This window comes from Nonlabens sp. Asnod3-A02, from assembly GCF_045063755.1.
Taxonomy (GTDB): Bacteria; Bacteroidota; Bacteroidia; order Flavobacteriales; family Flavobacteriaceae; genus Nonlabens; species Nonlabens xylanidelens.
On sequence record NZ_JBEFOC010000008.1, the window covers coordinates 207,159 to 223,556 of the forward strand.

A 16,398-nucleotide genomic window follows, 5' to 3' on the forward strand; every position below is an offset into this window, starting at 1 on the left:
GAATTTATCTGTCTTTGTTTAATAAGTGTCTATAATCCTCAAGATTAAGATGTCCATTAAATATTTGAATAGAACGCTCTACTAGGTATTCAGCATCTTCATCATTATAACCTAATGCAGTAGCATATTTTTTCAACAGAATATGCTCTGCCTCTTCCATATGGTGGTCTGCAAATACTACTTTGAAAAGATCATGCAACCACTGGATGCGTTCTTCTGATGTATTAGGAGGCGTTACAGGATAAGCTTTAGGATTTTCTACTATCTTATCATAGTCAGCATCAGAGATATCTAAGATCGCTTTAAAACGACTCAACACTACTTTTTCTTCTTCATGCATTCCAGACACTTGGGCTAGATTTACCAAAGTTGCAAAATGACTTTTATTTCTGGCACTTTCTCCAGATTCAAATAAACTTGAAAACGACATAATCTTTATTTAATTATTGCAAATATAAGGATAGCTCTTGTAGAACTTTCTAATTATTTAAGGTGAGATAGCATTTCTGTAACCATATTATCAAGGTCATACTCATGTTTCCAGTTCCAGTCCTCTCTTGCTGCGCTGTCATCAATAGAACTAGGCCAGCTGTCTGCAATTTCTTGTCTAAAATCTGGATTATATTCTATAGTAAATTCTGGAATATGCTTTTTAATCTCCTCAGCAATAGCAGTAGGAGTAAAACTCATACCAGATAAATTATAAGAAGAACGCTCCTTAATCTCTTTTAAAGGCGCACGCATAATTTCTATAGTTGCTCTTACCGCATCTTCCATATACATCATAGGTAAAGCAGTGTCTTCTTTAAGAAAACAATCATAAGAACCCTCTGCAACAGCTTTATGAAAAATATCTACCGCATAGTCTGTAGTACCACCACCAGGTAATGTTTTCCAAGAAATAAGACCAGGGTATCTAATAGACCTAACGTCCACTCCATACTTATTAGAATAGTACTCACACCATCTTTCACCAGTTTGCTTACTTATACCATAAACCGTGGTAGGTTCCATAACCGTATGTTGTCCTGTATTTTCTCTAGGTGTAGTAGGTCCAAAAACAGCTATACTAGACGGCCAGAAAACCTTATCTACCTTACCTTCTTTTGCTATATCCAGCACGTGCATTAAAGAATCCATGTTAAGACTCCATGCTTTTTTAGGGAATTTTTCTCCAGTAGCACTTAACATGGCAGCCATTAAATACACTTCATTAATTTCATAATGAAGACATATATCTTCTATCTGGCTTTTATTCATAGCATCTAGCGTCTCAAAAGGACCAGAAGACATTAACTCTTCATTTCCCTCACGTATATCACTAGCAACCACCTGCTCACCTCCATAAATCTCTCTCAATCGCATGGTAAGCTCTGTACCTATTTGCCCGCAGGCACCTATTACTAATACTTTAGTCGGCATTTGTATATTTTTTCACAAAGATAAGAAGACATTAAACATGCAATTCTTAGATTTATTCTAATTGTTATAAATATCTCGCTTTCGCGAAAGCGGAATACACATAAATCAATCATTTTAATAAAATTTACACATAAAATATGTTTATTGTTAAATAAATTATGAATACCACTGATTAATTAACAATCAATTACCTATAAAACTGATTCTAGAGCTGGTAAGGCATTGTAATTTTGTACCAACAAATCAAACAATTATGAAAAAGACGATAATAGCCGCTGTATTTGCAGCAGCATCAGTATTAACTGCATGTAAAGAGAGTGAAAAAGAAAAAATGGCCGACATTTCTGATGACGTGATGAACGAAGTAGAAAATTCTACAGAAGACATGATGAACAATACCGAAAATGCAATGGACAAAACTGTTTCTTATACAGAAGAGCAAGCTACACAAATGGCAAACGATTTTGAGAGCAATGTAGAGGTAAAAGATGGCAAAATAGTATCTATTAAAGGATACGATGCTTATAATAATTTAAGAACAAGCTTTACAGACCTTAAAGAATCTAGTGCTGATAACGTAAAAATGAAAAGTGAGTCATTAAGAGCTTCTTTCAACAGTTTTAAGACTAGCATCCCTGAATATTTACATGTAGATGATGTGAATGACGCTATAGAAGACGTAGAAAAAGAGATCAAAGAATATGAAGAAGAGATGGTAGGTAAAAAAGCATCTGAAAAGAATAACAAAAAGAACATAGAGAAAATTCAAGAAGCCTTTGACGATCTAGAAAAAGAAATGGTACAAGCACGTGAAAAATTTATAGATAATAAAAAAGACGCGATGGAAGAATACATGGAAGAAATAAACAGCAGTAGAAATCAAACTACTACAGAGAGGTATCTAGACGCTACTGAAGAGTACAATGAAGAAATGAAAGACAAATAATACTTCCCTGAACTATTATTTATTAAAAGTGCTGTACGCGTTACAGCACTTTTTTTTTGTTTATATTATAATCATATTTGCATTTCATCGTTATCTATCTATGCGTTTATCAATTTTATTTCTTTTTTTAATAGTAGCCTGTAGACCTGCACCGGCAGATGTATCTACAAAATCAAATCAAATTGATTATTCAACTATGAATTTAAGTGTGACTAAAATGGCACTAGTAGGTGAAGCACAAAAAGAAGCTCTTAAATGGGTGGACTACCAGAATTTAATCACTGGATTAGAAAATTACGATCATTCTATAGGTATGACTAACGAACTTATAGATCACGTAGATAAAATGTTAAAGCTAGAGGACAGTGCGTTTAATGACCAGACTATATTATCTCGCATGCTGGTTTTAAAAACGAGGTTAAGTATTTATAAATCTTACCTAGGTTACCGCATTAAAACTCCTGAAGATTCACAAAGAAAATACAACGATATCATAACGGCACTAGACCAGCTTACCGATCAAATGAATTGGTTTAAAAACGAATTTGAATCAAGCAATAGAGAAACTTTAGAAGATTTAAAAGCAGATTTAGATCCTGATAAGGTTTAATTATAAACTTCTCTTAATCCATCGATATTAAGGCTTATGTCATTTAACTTTATGACATGAGTAAAGCATTATTACAGTTTACCAATAAAGGTATCTATTGCAAACCTGCAGGAATTTATCTAGACCCATGGCAGCCGGTAGAAAAGGCGCTAATCACACACGGCCATGCAGACCATTCTAGATGGGGTCATAAAAAGTACATTACTCAAAATGATAATGTTCCTATAATAAGTCACCGACTGGGCGACATAGATGTGTCAGGAGTAAATTACAACGATAGTTTTTCAATTAATAATGTAAAGTTCTCTTTTCATCCTGCCGGCCATATTCCAGGATCTTCTCAAATAAGAGTAGAACATAAAGGAGAAGTCTGGTTATTTACTGGAGATTATAAAACAGAAGACGACGGTATTTCTACCGTTTATGAACCTATAAAGTGTGATACATTTATAACAGAATGCACCTTTGGTTTACCTGCTTTTAAATGGAGACCACAGCAACAGGTTATGGAAGATATAAATCTATGGTGTGCACAAAATCATGCAGAAAAGAAGACTTCTATTCTCTTTGCCTACTCACTAGGTAAAGCACAACGCATAATTAAACATCTAGACACTTCACAAATGAAAATCTACTGTCATGGTGCGGTTTTTAAAATGACTGAGGTACTAAGAGAGCAAATTAATTTTCCTCCTACGCATTTAATAACTAGAGAAACTACAAAAGAAGAAATTGCAGGTAACATAGTTATCGCACCACCTAGTGCTCATGGAAGTGCATGGATGAGAAAAATGGTCCCTTATGTTACCGCAAGTGCTAGTGGATGGATGACCTTTAGAGGTGCACGCCGTAGAAAAGCTATAGATAAAGGTTTTGTTCTTTCTGATCACTGTGATTGGGATGGTTTACTCAATAGCATAGAAGCAACTGGTTGTGAAAACGTAATAACAACACATGGATATCAAGATATTTTTGCTCGTTTCTTAAGAGAAGAAAAAGGATTAAATGCAATTAGTGAGCGCACTCAATATGAAGGAGAAAACGGTGAATCAAATGCAAGTGAAGAAGACACATCTACAGATGCTAAACTGGATCTAGTTGAAAAAGAAATTACAGACTCTACATTATCTTCTAATTCAAATACAGAGTCATGAAGCAATTTGCAGAACTTATAAGAACCATAGATGGTACTAATAAAACTAATCTTAAAGTCGCAGCGCTTACCGAGTATTTTAAAATAGCCAGCGACGAGGATAAATTATGGACTATTGCCATTCTATCACATAGAAGACCTAAACGACCTGTGAACACTACCTTAATGAGAGAATGGGCTACTCAAATAAGCGGTGTACCTATGTGGTTATTTGAAGAAAGCTACCATATAGTAGGCGATCTAGCAGAAACTATTGCGCTTATACTGCCTACCACAAACGAGTCTAGCGATAAAAGTCTATCACAAATAATTAAGGAGATCATAGACTTAAAATCTAAGGACGAACAAGAGAAAAGAGAATACCTTCAAAGCAACTGGCTACAACTTAATTATTATGAGCGTTTTGTGTTCAATAAAATTCTCACTGGTGGTTTTAGAATTGGCGTTTCTCAAAAATTAATGACTAGAGCGCTGGCTAGTGCTACTGGTATAGACAAAGACATTCTTGCCCATAAACTTATGGGTAGCTGGACAGGAGAAAACACAACATTTCAAGAGCTTGTTTTTGAAGATAATGAAGTTGCTATGCGTGGTAAACCTTATCCGTTTTATCTTGCTTATGCTATTGAAGGTGAAGTAAACGATCTAGGCGATGTTCATGAATGGAGCGCAGAGCATAAATGGGATGGAATAAGATCGCAAACTATTATACGTGCAAATGAGCTATTTGTATGGTCGCGAGGTGAAGAATTAGTAACCGACAAATACCCAGAGTTTCAAAGATTTCTAGATGTAATTCCCAATGGTACTGTGATCGATGGAGAGATACTACCGTTTAAAGATGGTGTTATTATGAATTTTAACGATCTACAAACAAGAATAGGTCGTAAAACCGTTGGTAAAAAACTATTAAAAGATGTTCCTGTAGTAATCGTAGCTTATGATTTACTAGAGTGGAAAGGAAAAGATTTAAGAGAAATGCCTTTCATAGAAAGAAGAGCAATACTCGACAAGCTAGTTTTGGACCTCAACAAAAAAGAAGAAACATTGCCACAAGAAGATAAGACACCTTTACTTCTATCAGAAACTATGAATTTTACTTCTTGGAAAGACATGGCTGCAGAGCGCCATCTCGCAAGAGAAAAAAGATCTGAAGGGTTAATGATTAAAAGAAAAGACAGTCCTTATCTAGTAGGTCGTAAAAAAGGCGACTGGTGGAAATGGAAAACAGATCCCTTTTCTATAGACGCAGTGCTTACTTATGCTATGCGAGGTCATGGTAGAAGAGCAAATTTATTTACAGATTACACCTTTGGTTTATGGCAGGATGGAGAGCTAGTCACGTTTGCAAAAGCATACAGCGGTTTAACTGATGCCGAGTTTAGAAAAATAGATGCCTGGATTAAGAAAAATACGTTAGAACGTTTTGGCCCAGTAAGATCTGTAACACCGCATCATGTTTTTGAAATAGCTTTTGAAGGTATTGCACCTAGTAAAAGGCATAAATCCGGTGTTGCAACACGTTTCCCTAGAATAGTAAGATGGCGTACAGATAAACCCATGGAAGAGGCAAATACATTAGATGATTTAAAAGCTTTGATACCCTAAAATGAATAAACTGACATTAAAAAAGGGTGGAATAAATCCACCCTTTTTTGATATAAAACTCTCCATATAGAGCAAAATTTTTTTTCTAACTCACACGACTCATCAAATCCAGTGAAAATTTCTTTAATTCATTTTTACTGTCATCACTTATAGAAAGAGTTTCTATAATAGAAAGCGCCTCGTCCGTATAAAATTTAATAGCATCTAGGGTTGCTGCTGCCCCACCACTTGCTTCAAAAAAGATTTTTACTATTTCTTTCTTTTCTTCAATTTGATCTTCATTTAATTTTTCTTGATCGATAGCAAACCATTCTTTTAATTCTGTTGCGCAATCTTCATTTTCTATACTTCTTAGGTATAAGTATGTCTTTTTATTCTCTCGTATATCACCACCTACCTCTTTACCAAAGGTTGCTGGATCACCAAATGCGTCTAGATAATCATCCATTAACTGGAACGCAAGACCTAAATGAATACCGTAATTATAAATAAGCTGTTGCTCTTCTTCTTTAACACCAGCTATAATAGCACCCATTTGTAATGCACAACCTACAAGAACAGATGTCTTTAATTTAATCATGTTCAAATATTCTGGAACTGTAACATCGTCACGAGTTTCAAAATCTACATCATACTGTTGTCCTTCACACACCTCTAGTGCTGTTTTAGAAAACACTTTATGCAGTTGAAAAAATTGCTCCTTATTATACCCTTCAAATAAACGATAAGCCATTATTAACATCGCGTCACCAGAAAGAATACCTGTATTAAGATCCCATTTTTTATGTACCGTTTCTTGACCTCTTCTCAGGTCTGCAGCATCCATAATATCATCATGTAAAAGAGTGAAGTTATGAAACACCTCTACCGCTACTGCAGCGTCAAGACTGTCATTAACTGGTGCGCCATACATTTTTGCACTCATCATAGTTAATAAAGGTCTTATTCTTTTACCTCCTAAACTAAGTATGTAATGAACTGGATCATAAAGACCTGCGGGCTCATTTTCTGTGATTCTATTTTTAAGATGATCCAAAAACGTAATTCGTAAGTGTTCTAATGCATTCATGCGGTAAAAATAATCCATGAACAGTTCTATTTTATAAGAAATATGAACTGTCTTGTTAAAAAATTGTAAAACTTAGGAAACTTCTAGAGTTTCGTTAGTTTCCTAGACGTATCTTTGCGCCCTTTAATAAATAAATGAGCGAAGCAAAAATAAACATATTAGAAACCTCTCTGGATCTATTCCTGACCTTAGGCTTTAAAAGTGTGACTATGGATGAGATCGCATCTAGATTAGGGATGAGTAAGAAAACCCTGTATGCGCATTTTAAAAATAAAGGGCAGCTAGTAGAAGAGTCTTCTGTACACTTGTGCAATCATATATGTAGTGGTGTGGATCATATCATAGAAGGTGAGACAGAAAATGCTATTGAAGAACTGTACACCATTAAGCGTTATGTCATGGAACATTTAAAGGGTGACGAGAGTTCTCCTATCTATCAACTCCACAAATACTATCCAGAGGTACATAAAAAAATTACCGCGGTGCAATTTGACCACATGGAAAACTGTATCAAAAAGAACGTTACCAGAGGTATAGAAAAAGGATTATATCGAGACAATATAGATGTAGATTTCATTGCCCGTATTTACTATGTAGGTATTCAAGGAATCAAAAACTTAAACCTTTTCCCACCTAGTAAACACCCTACTGCTGCATTACACGACCAGTACTTAGAATACCATCTTAGAGGAATTGTAACTCCTTTGGGACGTAAAATTTTAAATAAAATAACCAATACAAACCACGATTAAATGAATTATAAATCATTATACATTTGGGTTTTTTGTGTTCTCGCTTTCGCGAAAGCGTACTCACAACAAGCTACAAATCAAGATTCATACAGCTTTACACTAGAAGAGGCTGTAACCTATGGTCTAGAGAATAATTACCAAGCGATAAATGCAAAAAGAGATATCGCAAAAGCACTGAAACAAAAATGGGAAACTACTGCTACAGGATTGCCACAAATAGATGGTAGTGCAAATTATAATTACCAGATAAAACAACCTATCACACCATTACCTGCAGAGTTAGTAGGCGGTGCGCCAGGGACGTTTGTACCGGTAACATTTTCACCTAAACAGAGTGCAACTTTAACAGCGACGTTAAGGCAATTAATCTTTGACGGTTCTTATATAGTTGCGTTAGAAGCTTCAAAAACCTTTTTGGACTTTTCAGAAAACGCCAATAATAAGACAAAGCTTGAAGTAAGAAAAGGGATTATAAATGCTTATGGTGGTGTGCTTCTTACGCAAGAAAACATATCTATTATTGAGCGCAATCTAGAGACACTGACTAAAAATCTAAATGAAACTACAAAGATTTATGAAAATGGTCTCGCCGAAGAAGAAGATGTAGAGCAATTAAAAATCACAAAATCTCAACTAGAAAATCAATTGAACAGCGCTAGACGTCAGGAAGATATTGCCACAGACATGTTGAAACTAGCTCTAGGTATCGATTTACAAAAGTCTGTTAGTCTTAAAGAAAATCTAGCATCTCTGGCTCTTAAGAATATGGACCCAAGTATGACCACAAATACCTTAGAATTAGAAAAAAATGCAGATTATAATATCGCATCTAATTTTACAGAACAAAGACGTCTAGAATACAAACTAGAAAGAGCAAAGGCTCTTCCTACTCTATCTGGATTTGTTAACTATGGAGTGAATTCATTTAATGATGATTTTACATTTTTAGATGGAGATAATAAATGGTTCGGGCAGTCTGTTGCTGGGATTAGTTTATCAGTTCCTATTTTTAGTTCACTAGGTAGACAGGCTAGAACAGATCGTGCAAAAATAGCTTGGGATCAATCGATTACAGACCTAGACCGTACAAAGGAAGAAATAAGATTAAATTATCAAACCGCTCTTAATAATTATCAAATTGCTATAGATAATTATAGTACGAGTAGGGATAATTTACAACTGGCAGAGCGCATTGAGAATAAGAACCAAATCAAATTTAGAGAAGGTCTTGCCACTAGCTTTGACTTAAGGCAGGCGCAAACACAACTGTACAGTACACAATCTACTTACTTGCAAAGTATGTATGACGTGATCAATGAAAAAGCAAATCTTGAGACTATTCTCAATACCCCAGAATTTACTACACAAAAATAAAACCACCACAGAATTATATATCATGAAAAAATTAAGCATACTATTTATAGGCCTTTTTATTCTCACCTCATGTGGTGATAAAGAACCAACCATAGACGAGTTAATCGCTACTGGAGACACAAAGGTTATCTCTCAAAAGAAAACAGAGTTACTTAATGAAAAGAAAGAACTGGAAACAGAGATAAAAGCCATTGAAAAATATCTAGATAAGAACACAATTAAAAAAGATGGTGCTCTAGTTAGTATAGAAACTGTTAACGACACCGTGTACAACCACTATATAGAGTTACAAGGTAACGTAGACACTAAACAGAATATCACTTTAATGCCAGAAATGGGTGGTATATTAACTAACGTTTATGTTAAGGAAGGACAGCGTGTTTCTAAAGGACAGCGTCTTGCAAGAATAGACGATGGTGGTATCGCTCAAAATATTGAGCAAATGAAAGTACAAGCACAACTTGCTAAAACTACTTATGAACGTCAGGAAAGACTATGGAATCAAAAAATAGGTTCTGAAATTCAGTATTTACAAGCAAAGGCTGGATATGAATCTCAACAAAATGCTATTAGATCCATGCAACAACAACTGGCTAAAACAATAGTAACAGCTCCGTTCTCTGGTGTAATTGACGATGTGATTACAGAACAAGGTAACACAGTATCTCCAGGAATGACACCGCTTATTAGAATTGTGAACCTTAAAGACATGTATATCGATGTAGAAGTACCAGAAAACTATATCTCTTCTATTCAAAAAGGAACTGAAGTAATGGTAGAGTTCCCTATGTTAGGTAAGTCTGTTAATAGCAAAGTACGTCAGACTAGTTCTTTTATCAACCCTGCAAACCGATCTTTTAAAATTGAAATTCCTGTAGATAATAAAGAAGGAAATATCAAACCTAATCTAACTGCTAGATTAAAGATTAACGACTACACAAGTGAAGAGGCTATCTTAATACCTCTTGCGGTTATAAGTGAAAATCAAAATGGTGATCAATACATCATGATAGCTGCAGACTTAAAAGATGGTGACCAATACAAAACGGCTGTCGCAAAAAGAAGACTTATTACAACTGGTAAACCTAGTGCAAATATGATAGAAATTACTAGCGGTCTGGAAAAAGGAGATAACATTATAATTGAAGGTGCTCGTAGTGTAAAAGAAGACCAACAAATTAGAATAAAAAAAGCCTAAGTCATGGGAAAGAAAAGTGAAAAAGAGTTTGGATTTTCCTCATGGGCGATCAATAACCCCACGGTAATATGGATTCTTATAGGTCTTGTACTTGTTCTAGGAGTTCAGGGTTATTTTTCTATGCCTCGAGAGGATTTTCCAGAGGTTAAAGAAACAAAAATTTATATCTCTAGTGTTTACCCTGGTAACACTGCCGAGGATATTGAAAGATTAATAACAGATCCACTAGAGGATAGATTAAAGAACATATCTGGTGTTGCAGAGGTTCTTTCTACATCTCAAGAAGACTATTCTATCATAACAGTAGAATTTGAAGAAGGATCTCTATTAGGTAGCAGTATTACTGTAGAGGCGGCAAAACAGAAAGTTAAGGATGAGTTAGATGTAGAAACATCTAATGAGGACTGGCCTACTTTTAACGGTGCTAAAATTGAACCTAACGTCTTTGACCTCAAAATGAGTGAAGAGGTACCTATCATGAATATTAACCTGCGTGGTGATTATACGGTTAGAGAACTTAAAGTATTTGCTGAATATCTAGAAGACGAGATAGAAAGTCTACAAGAAATTAAGGAAGCAAGTATAAGAGGTGCACAAGAGCTAGAGGTAGAAGTAGCAGTAGACATTTATAAAATGACTGCTGCAAAGGTGAGTTTTGATAACGTTATTAATGCAGTACGTGGTGGAAATGCTACAATGAGTGCTGGTAACATTAAAACAGAAAATCAAAGACGTACTATTAGAATTTTAGGTGAAATTACACAACCTAATCAATTAGAACGTTTTGTAGTTAAAAATGAAAACGGTCCTATATATTTAAAAGATATTGCTGAGGTAAGCTTTAAAGAAGAAGATAAAACTACCTATGCTAGAGAATCTGGAGATGCTGTCGTGATGATAGATATCAAGAAGTCATCTGGTAAGAACATGATTACTGCTTCAGAAAGTATTAGAGAGATAGTAAAAGCATCTCAAGAAGACGGAAGAATTCCTGAAAATATAGAAATTACTATCACAAATGATGGTGCAAATCGCACCCTTAATAAGGTAGATGATCTGGTAAATAACATCATTTTTGGTGTGATTCTAGTGGTAACTGTATTGATGTTTTTCTTAGGTTTTAGAAACGCCCTTTTTGTTGGGTTTGCTATTCCTATGTCTATGTTAATGAGTTTTATAATCCTTAATTTATTAGGTTATACATTAAACACGATGATTCTTTTTGCCATGATTATGGGACTGGGAATGCTCGTTGACAACGGTATTGTGGTGGTAGAAAATGTCTATCGTTTAATGGACGAAGAAGGTATGTCACGCATTAAAGCGGCAAAAATAGGAATCGGTGAGATCGCTGTACCTATTATCATTTCTACTCTTACCACTGTAGCAGCCTTTGTACCTATAGGTTTATGGCCTGGTGTAATGGGAGAATTTATGAAGTACTTCCCTATCACGCTATCTGTGGTATTAGGTAGTTCACTAGTAGTTGCTATTCTCTTTAACTCTATGTTAGTTTCAAAATATATGAGTATAGACGAGAAGGTGATACCGGTAAAGAAACTGTTACTTATCACAGCTGTAATGGGTGGAATAGGTTTACTGATTTTACTTTTTGGTGGTGCCATAAGAGGACTAGGGTCTGTAATGGTAGTAACCGTTATTCTACTGTGGTTATATAAATATTTCATTAAAAAATCGACACTATTCTTTCAACGTAGAATACTGAGATGGTTAGATAATATTTATGAACGTTTCTTAAAATTTGCCTTAAGAGGTAAGAAACCATATTTCTTTACTGCTGGAATGGTAGTTATGTTTTTTGGCGTTCTATTCATGTATTTCGGTTGGTCTGTAGGTACTGGTCGTACTAAAGTAGAGTTCTTCCCAGAGAACAAACCTAACCAGATCATGGTTTACATAGAGTACCCACAAGGAACATCTATTGCCAAAACCAATAGAACAACCCAAGATATTGAGAACATCGTTTATGATGTGATTAATGAAGAGATGTATATAGAAGATGGTGAGAACTTCTTAGTAGAAAGTGCTGTATCGCAAGTAGGTGAAGGTGCTGGAAACCCTCAAACTGATGGTGGTAGTAGTGCAGAGATGCCTAACAAAGGTAAAATCACTGCATCCATGCGAGAATACAAGTACCGTAATGGTGCCGATAGTGAGATTTTACGTAAAAAGATACAAGAAGCTATACAAGGTAAATTCCCTGGTATTGCCATAAGTGTAGAAAAAGATGCTGCTGGGCCACCAGCAGGATATCCTATAAACGTAGAATTACAAGGTGATGATTATGAAGAACTAATTGTTACTGCAGAGCGTATGGTGAAATTCTTAAATGAAAAAAACATCGCCCCTGTAGACGAACTTAAGATAGATGTAAATAAAAGCAAGCCTGCAGTACAAGTAAAAGTAGATCGTGAAAAAGCCGGAGAATTAGGCATAAGCGCTAGTCAGGTAGGTATGCAACTACGTAGATCTATTTTTGGAGAGAAAGCAGGTGTTTATAAAAAGGACGGTGAGGATTATGACATCTACGTGCGTTTTAATGAAGAGAATCGTTATGACCGCAGTTCATTATTTAATCAGCGCATTACCTATAGAGACATGGCTACTGGTCAGGTTCTAGAAATACCGGTAAATGCTGTTACTACTCAAGAAAATGTATCTGGATTTAGTGCCATTAAACATAAAAATAACAAGCGAGTTGTTACCGTTTACAGTGCTTTAAAACCAGGATTCAGTGATGCAGGTGCTGCAGTTGCTCAAATTCAAAACGAGATGTTAGATTTTGAAGGTTTATCAGATACTATTAAAATAGATTACACAGGACAATTAGAAGAACAAAATAAGCAACAAGCGTTCTTGATGACCGCGCTTATGGTAGGTCTAGCATTGATCTTCTTTATTTTGATATTCCAATTCGGTGGTATTTCAAAACCTACTATTATCATGGTTTCTATATTCTTGAGTTTCATAGGTGTATTCTTAGGACTTATGGTAACAGGATGGCCATTTGTCATTATGATGACCATGATGGGGATTATATCTCTAGCAGGTATTGTGGTAAATAACAGTGTGGTACTTATTGATTATGTAGACATCTTAAAACTACGTAGAAGAGAAGAACTAGGTATCGATGACGATAAGCACCTTATAAGCAAAGAAGACTCTTATAAAGCGATTGTACAAGCAGGTAAAGCACGTTTACGTCCTGTACTACTTACAGCTATCACTACCGTACTAGGTCTTATACCACTAGCGATAGGTTTCAACATAGATTTCTTCAGTCTTTTTAGCGAGGCAGACGCAAAAATCTATATGGGTGGAGATAATGTAATCTTCTGGGGACCACTTGCATGGACCGTAATCTTCGGATTATTATTTGCTACATTCTTAACCTTAATTATTGTCCCTATCTTATTGTACTTAGTACATAGATTAAAATTAAGAATTTTAAGATACAAGAATCCTGAACTTGTTGAAATGGACAAATCTGAGTCTTCTAGCACAACTAACGAAGAAGAATAAACAACAGAGATAACTCTTATTATTTACAAATGAAAAGGTGTTTACTACAAAGTAAGCACCTTTTTTAATGCTCAAATCTTACCTTTATTAAGCATATATAGACGACGCTACAACTAGGTAACTACATTATAGGTTTCATGTAAGGACAGGACTTTATTTAAAGGATAAGGCCATATGTCTATTCCGCTTTCGCGAAAGCGGGACAACAACAACAACAACAACAACAACAACAACAACAACAACAACAACAACAACAACAACCCTATTAAATATGCTCCAAAAGAGTCTAAGTATCGGACATAAAAAAACCGACTGATTAGAGTCGGTTTTTTATACTTGGAAAATTGTGTTATTAATTCTCAGGTTCAAATTTAGAAGCATCATACTCTAGATAATACTGCTCTGCTATTTGAATAGTTTCATTCATTAGATCTCTAGTTTCTAACAACAGACTGAAGTAAAGCGTGGTGTTCTTAGGAGATTCTTCGTCATCCTTAGTACGTTTTACCTGCTTGTTTATTTTTTCATCTACTAGAGTAATCAGCTCTCTTTGCTCTACGATAATAGCCCCTAGATTACTGAAATCCTTTGTAGTAAAGGTCTCTTGTGCATCATTAAATATTTCGTGAATACGCAATATAATTTCCTTTAAGTCTTTTATCTGATTAAATTTAAGACTCTTGTGATTATTGCTTATGTGCGTGTTACTCGCCTTAGAAATGTAATCGAGTGATTGAGATACATCTTGAAGATTACCTAAAACATCAATGTAAAATTTACTTGCTCCTAGGTTGTGTTCATCAAGGTTTTTGATAAAAAAGAAAATGTTATTACGTAGATCATCTATCTCACCGCTTAATTTCTTACTCTCTTTCTTAGACGTTTTTAAAATAGCTAGATCTTGTGCAATAAGTCCATCTAGTGTGTTTTTATAAATACGCTTAGAACGTTTAAACACAGTAGCAACATTATCAGAGCTCTCATCAATAATACCCTGTATCGTTTTGCTTTCAGCTTTTTGTAATTGATCTGTTACCTTTTGTTCTTGTTGGGATTTTTTATGCCCTATAAAACTACGTATAATTAACAAAACTGCAATTGTTACTAGAGCAACCACTGCATACATGCCACCTAAATAAATAAGGTAAGCAAATACAGCCGCAGCCGTAAATGCACTGAAGGCTGTAAAGAACCATCCACCTATTACATTAAGTACACCAGCTATTCTATACACAGCACTTTCTGTACCCCAAGCTCTATCTGCTAGAGATGTTCCCATCGCTACCATAAAAGTTACATAAGTAGTAGAAAGTGGTAATTTATAAGATGTCGCAATCGAGATCAATACACTAGCTACCATTAAATTTACAGATGCTCGCACATAATCAAACGCTGGTTTATCTGCATGTTTAGGCACCACCGTAGGCACCGGTAGTTTTTCAAATCTAGAAGATATAAAATTAGATGCAGTGTCTGGTAAAATACGTTGTACACCGTCTGCAGCCACGATAGAATATCTTACTAAAATTCTAGATAAAAAATTAGATTGAAAACGCTCTGTACCAGAATCTTGTCTCGCTAGGTCTACAGATGTTTTTACAACCGCTTGCGCCTTTGAAGAAAACCATAGTGTTGCCACCATTATTAAACCTGCTGCTACTAGTAACAATTTATTAGAAGGTAGCTTACCACTCAAAAAGCTCATGTTAATCTCACTAGCTTTAAGACCAGTTCCCTCAGCAAATTCCCATGCCTGATATGCACCGATAGGCACACCTATAAAGTTTACTAGATCATTACCTGCAAATGCCATTGCTAGACCAAATGTTCCCAGGATAATAATCAGTTTATAAACATCCCATTTAATTAAGAATACATAAACAAAACTAAATGCCGTCCAGAATAAAAAGGTAACTCCTATAAAAGTATAGACATCTGTACTGCCTATAAACTCAGTCACCACTCCTAGATCTGCTCCTTTAAGTCCTTTAAAAATGATAAAGTAAAACAAGCTAGTAAGTGACACACCACCAAAAAGTGCGGCAAGAAAAGGAGGTCTTCCTTCATAATCAAAAGTAAGTAGCAATCTAGAAAAGAACTGTACCAGTCCACCTATAATAAAGGCTACTACTACAGATAGTAATATCCCTAATATAATCTCTATAGCAGTATCTGTAGCGATATATTTACCTAGATCAAGAAGTGATTCTGCCTCATTTCCATTGATTTTTATTACAGACATACATACGGCTGCACCTAGTAATTCAAATACGATAGAAACCGTAGTAGAGGTAGGCAAACCTATACTATTAAAGAAATCGAGCAGTAGAATATCGGTAATCATCACAGCCATAAAGATGATCATGACCTCATCAAAAAAGAATTCTCCAGGGACAAAGATACCTTTGCGAGCAACCTCCATCATACCACTAGAAGACATCGCCCCAAAGGCTATACCTATACTTGCGATAATCATAATGGTTTTAAAGTTAATCGCTTTAGAACCTATCGCACTATTTAAAAAGTTAACAGCATCGTTGCTTACTCCTACTACCAGGTCGGTAATAGCCAGTCCAGCAAGGATGATAAGCATGTATATATAAATATCAGACATTACGTTGTTTTATTCAACTTGCAAAAGTCGGCTATATAAGTATTTCAAATGTTATGCTACTGTTATTAATATTCCCCTAGTTTATCAACACCGCTTTCGCGAAAGCGAA

Annotated in this window: 12 protein-coding genes; 8 read left to right on the top strand and 4 right to left on the bottom strand. The window is 35.3% G+C overall.

Annotated elements, in window-relative coordinates:
* Positions 1 to 4: 4 nt before the first annotated feature.
* Both ACJJVN_RS10910 and ACJJVN_RS10915 read right to left on the bottom strand, forming a co-directional pair.
* Positions 5 to 430 (bottom strand): hypothetical protein, encoded by a 426-nt coding sequence (locus ACJJVN_RS10910; RefSeq protein ID WP_104513929.1) that lies wholly within the window; start codon positions 428 to 430, stop codon positions 5 to 7.
* A 53-nt stretch (positions 431 to 483) separates the two neighbouring features.
* Positions 484 to 1,422: an NAD-dependent epimerase/dehydratase family protein gene (locus ACJJVN_RS10915; protein WP_405370461.1), complete on the bottom strand. Its 939-nt coding sequence runs from the start codon at positions 1,420 to 1,422 to the stop codon at positions 484 to 486.
* 253 nt (positions 1,423 to 1,675) lie between these two features.
* Here ACJJVN_RS10915 and ACJJVN_RS10920 point away from each other — a divergent pair, with 253 nt between their 5' ends.
* The 4 genes from ACJJVN_RS10920 (at position 1,676) to ACJJVN_RS10935 (ending at position 5,739) form a co-directional block, all read left to right on the top strand.
* Positions 1,676 to 2,368: a hypothetical protein gene (locus ACJJVN_RS10920; RefSeq protein ID WP_405378094.1), complete on the top strand. Its 693-nt coding sequence runs from the start codon at positions 1,676 to 1,678 to the stop codon at positions 2,366 to 2,368.
* Positions 2,369 to 2,468: 100 nt separating this feature from the next.
* A complete protein-coding gene (locus ACJJVN_RS10925) occupies positions 2,469 to 2,978 on the top strand; it encodes a hypothetical protein (protein WP_405378095.1) in 510 nt (169 codons plus the stop codon).
* Between the two features lie 56 nt (positions 2,979 to 3,034).
* Complete coding sequence (locus ACJJVN_RS10930) at positions 3,035 to 4,132, top strand: ligase-associated DNA damage response exonuclease (protein WP_405378096.1); 1,098 nt, start codon at positions 3,035 to 3,037, stop codon at positions 4,130 to 4,132.
* On the top strand, positions 4,129 to 5,739 hold the full coding sequence (locus ACJJVN_RS10935) for an ATP-dependent DNA ligase (RefSeq protein ID WP_405378097.1): 1,611 nt from the start codon (positions 4,129 to 4,131) through the stop codon (positions 5,737 to 5,739). Before ACJJVN_RS10930 ends, ACJJVN_RS10935 begins: the two co-directional genes overlap by 4 nt.
* 85 nt (positions 5,740 to 5,824) lie before the next feature.
* Here the strand turns inward: ACJJVN_RS10935 and ACJJVN_RS10940 are convergent, their stop codons facing one another.
* Positions 5,825 to 6,808 (bottom strand): polyprenyl synthetase family protein, encoded by a 984-nt coding sequence (locus ACJJVN_RS10940; protein ID WP_405379250.1) that lies wholly within the window; start codon positions 6,806 to 6,808, stop codon positions 5,825 to 5,827.
* Positions 6,809 to 6,942: 134 nt separating this feature from the next.
* Here ACJJVN_RS10940 and ACJJVN_RS10945 point away from each other — a divergent pair, with 134 nt between their 5' ends.
* From ACJJVN_RS10945 to ACJJVN_RS10960, 4 genes are read left to right on the top strand one after another with little or no spacing between them, the layout of a single operon-like run.
* Positions 6,943 to 7,560, top strand: coding sequence for a TetR/AcrR family transcriptional regulator (locus tag ACJJVN_RS10945; RefSeq protein WP_405370455.1), 618 nt, complete (start codon positions 6,943 to 6,945; stop codon positions 7,558 to 7,560).
* Entirely contained in the window at positions 7,561 to 8,934 is a 1,374-nt protein-coding gene (locus ACJJVN_RS10950; RefSeq protein WP_104513936.1) for a TolC family protein, read from the top strand.
* Positions 8,935 to 8,956: 22 nt separating this feature from the next.
* On the top strand, positions 8,957 to 10,132 hold the full coding sequence (locus ACJJVN_RS10955) for an efflux RND transporter periplasmic adaptor subunit (protein WP_405378098.1): 1,176 nt from the start codon (positions 8,957 to 8,959) through the stop codon (positions 10,130 to 10,132).
* A gap of 3 nt (positions 10,133 to 10,135) precedes the next feature.
* A complete protein-coding gene (locus ACJJVN_RS10960; RefSeq protein WP_405378099.1) occupies positions 10,136 to 13,675 on the top strand; it encodes an efflux RND transporter permease subunit in 3,540 nt (1,179 codons plus the stop codon).
* 352 nt (positions 13,676 to 14,027) lie between these two features.
* Here the strand turns inward: ACJJVN_RS10960 and ACJJVN_RS10965 are convergent, their stop codons facing one another.
* Entirely contained in the window at positions 14,028 to 16,289 is a 2,262-nt protein-coding gene (locus ACJJVN_RS10965) for an inorganic phosphate transporter (protein ID WP_405378100.1), read from the bottom strand.
* Between the last annotated feature and the right edge of the window lie 109 nt (positions 16,290 to 16,398).

Bases quoted from the DNA above. Each gene is read 5' to 3' on its own strand.
- ACJJVN_RS10935 (WP_405378097.1), top strand. From the start codon at position 4,129: ATGAAGCAATTTGCAGAACTTATAAGAACCATAGATGGTACTAATAAA.
- ACJJVN_RS10920 (WP_405378094.1), top strand. From the start codon at position 1,676: ATGAAAAAGACGATAATAGCCGCTGTATTTGCAGCAGCATCAGTATTA.
- ACJJVN_RS10950 (WP_104513936.1), top strand. From the start codon at position 7,561: ATGAATTATAAATCATTATACATTTGGGTTTTTTGTGTTCTCGCTTTC.
- ACJJVN_RS10960 (WP_405378099.1), top strand. From the start codon at position 10,136: ATGGGAAAGAAAAGTGAAAAAGAGTTTGGATTTTCCTCATGGGCGATC.
- ACJJVN_RS10910 (WP_104513929.1), bottom strand. From the start codon at position 430: ATGTCGTTTTCAAGTTTATTTGAATCTGGAGAAAGTGCCAGAAATAAA.
- ACJJVN_RS10965 (WP_405378100.1), bottom strand. From the start codon at position 16,289: ATGTCTGATATTTATATATACATGCTTATCATCCTTGCTGGACTGGCT.
- ACJJVN_RS10955 (WP_405378098.1), top strand. From the start codon at position 8,957: ATGAAAAAATTAAGCATACTATTTATAGGCCTTTTTATTCTCACCTCA.
- ACJJVN_RS10915 (WP_405370461.1), bottom strand. From the start codon at position 1,422: ATGCCGACTAAAGTATTAGTAATAGGTGCCTGCGGGCAAATAGGTACA.
- ACJJVN_RS10940 (WP_405379250.1), bottom strand. From the start codon at position 6,808: ATGAATGCATTAGAACACTTACGAATTACGTTTTTGGATCATCTTAAA.
- ACJJVN_RS10945 (WP_405370455.1), top strand. From the start codon at position 6,943: ATGAGCGAAGCAAAAATAAACATATTAGAAACCTCTCTGGATCTATTC.
- ACJJVN_RS10925 (WP_405378095.1), top strand. From the start codon at position 2,469: ATGCGTTTATCAATTTTATTTCTTTTTTTAATAGTAGCCTGTAGACCT.
- ACJJVN_RS10930 (WP_405378096.1), top strand. From the start codon at position 3,035: ATGAGTAAAGCATTATTACAGTTTACCAATAAAGGTATCTATTGCAAA.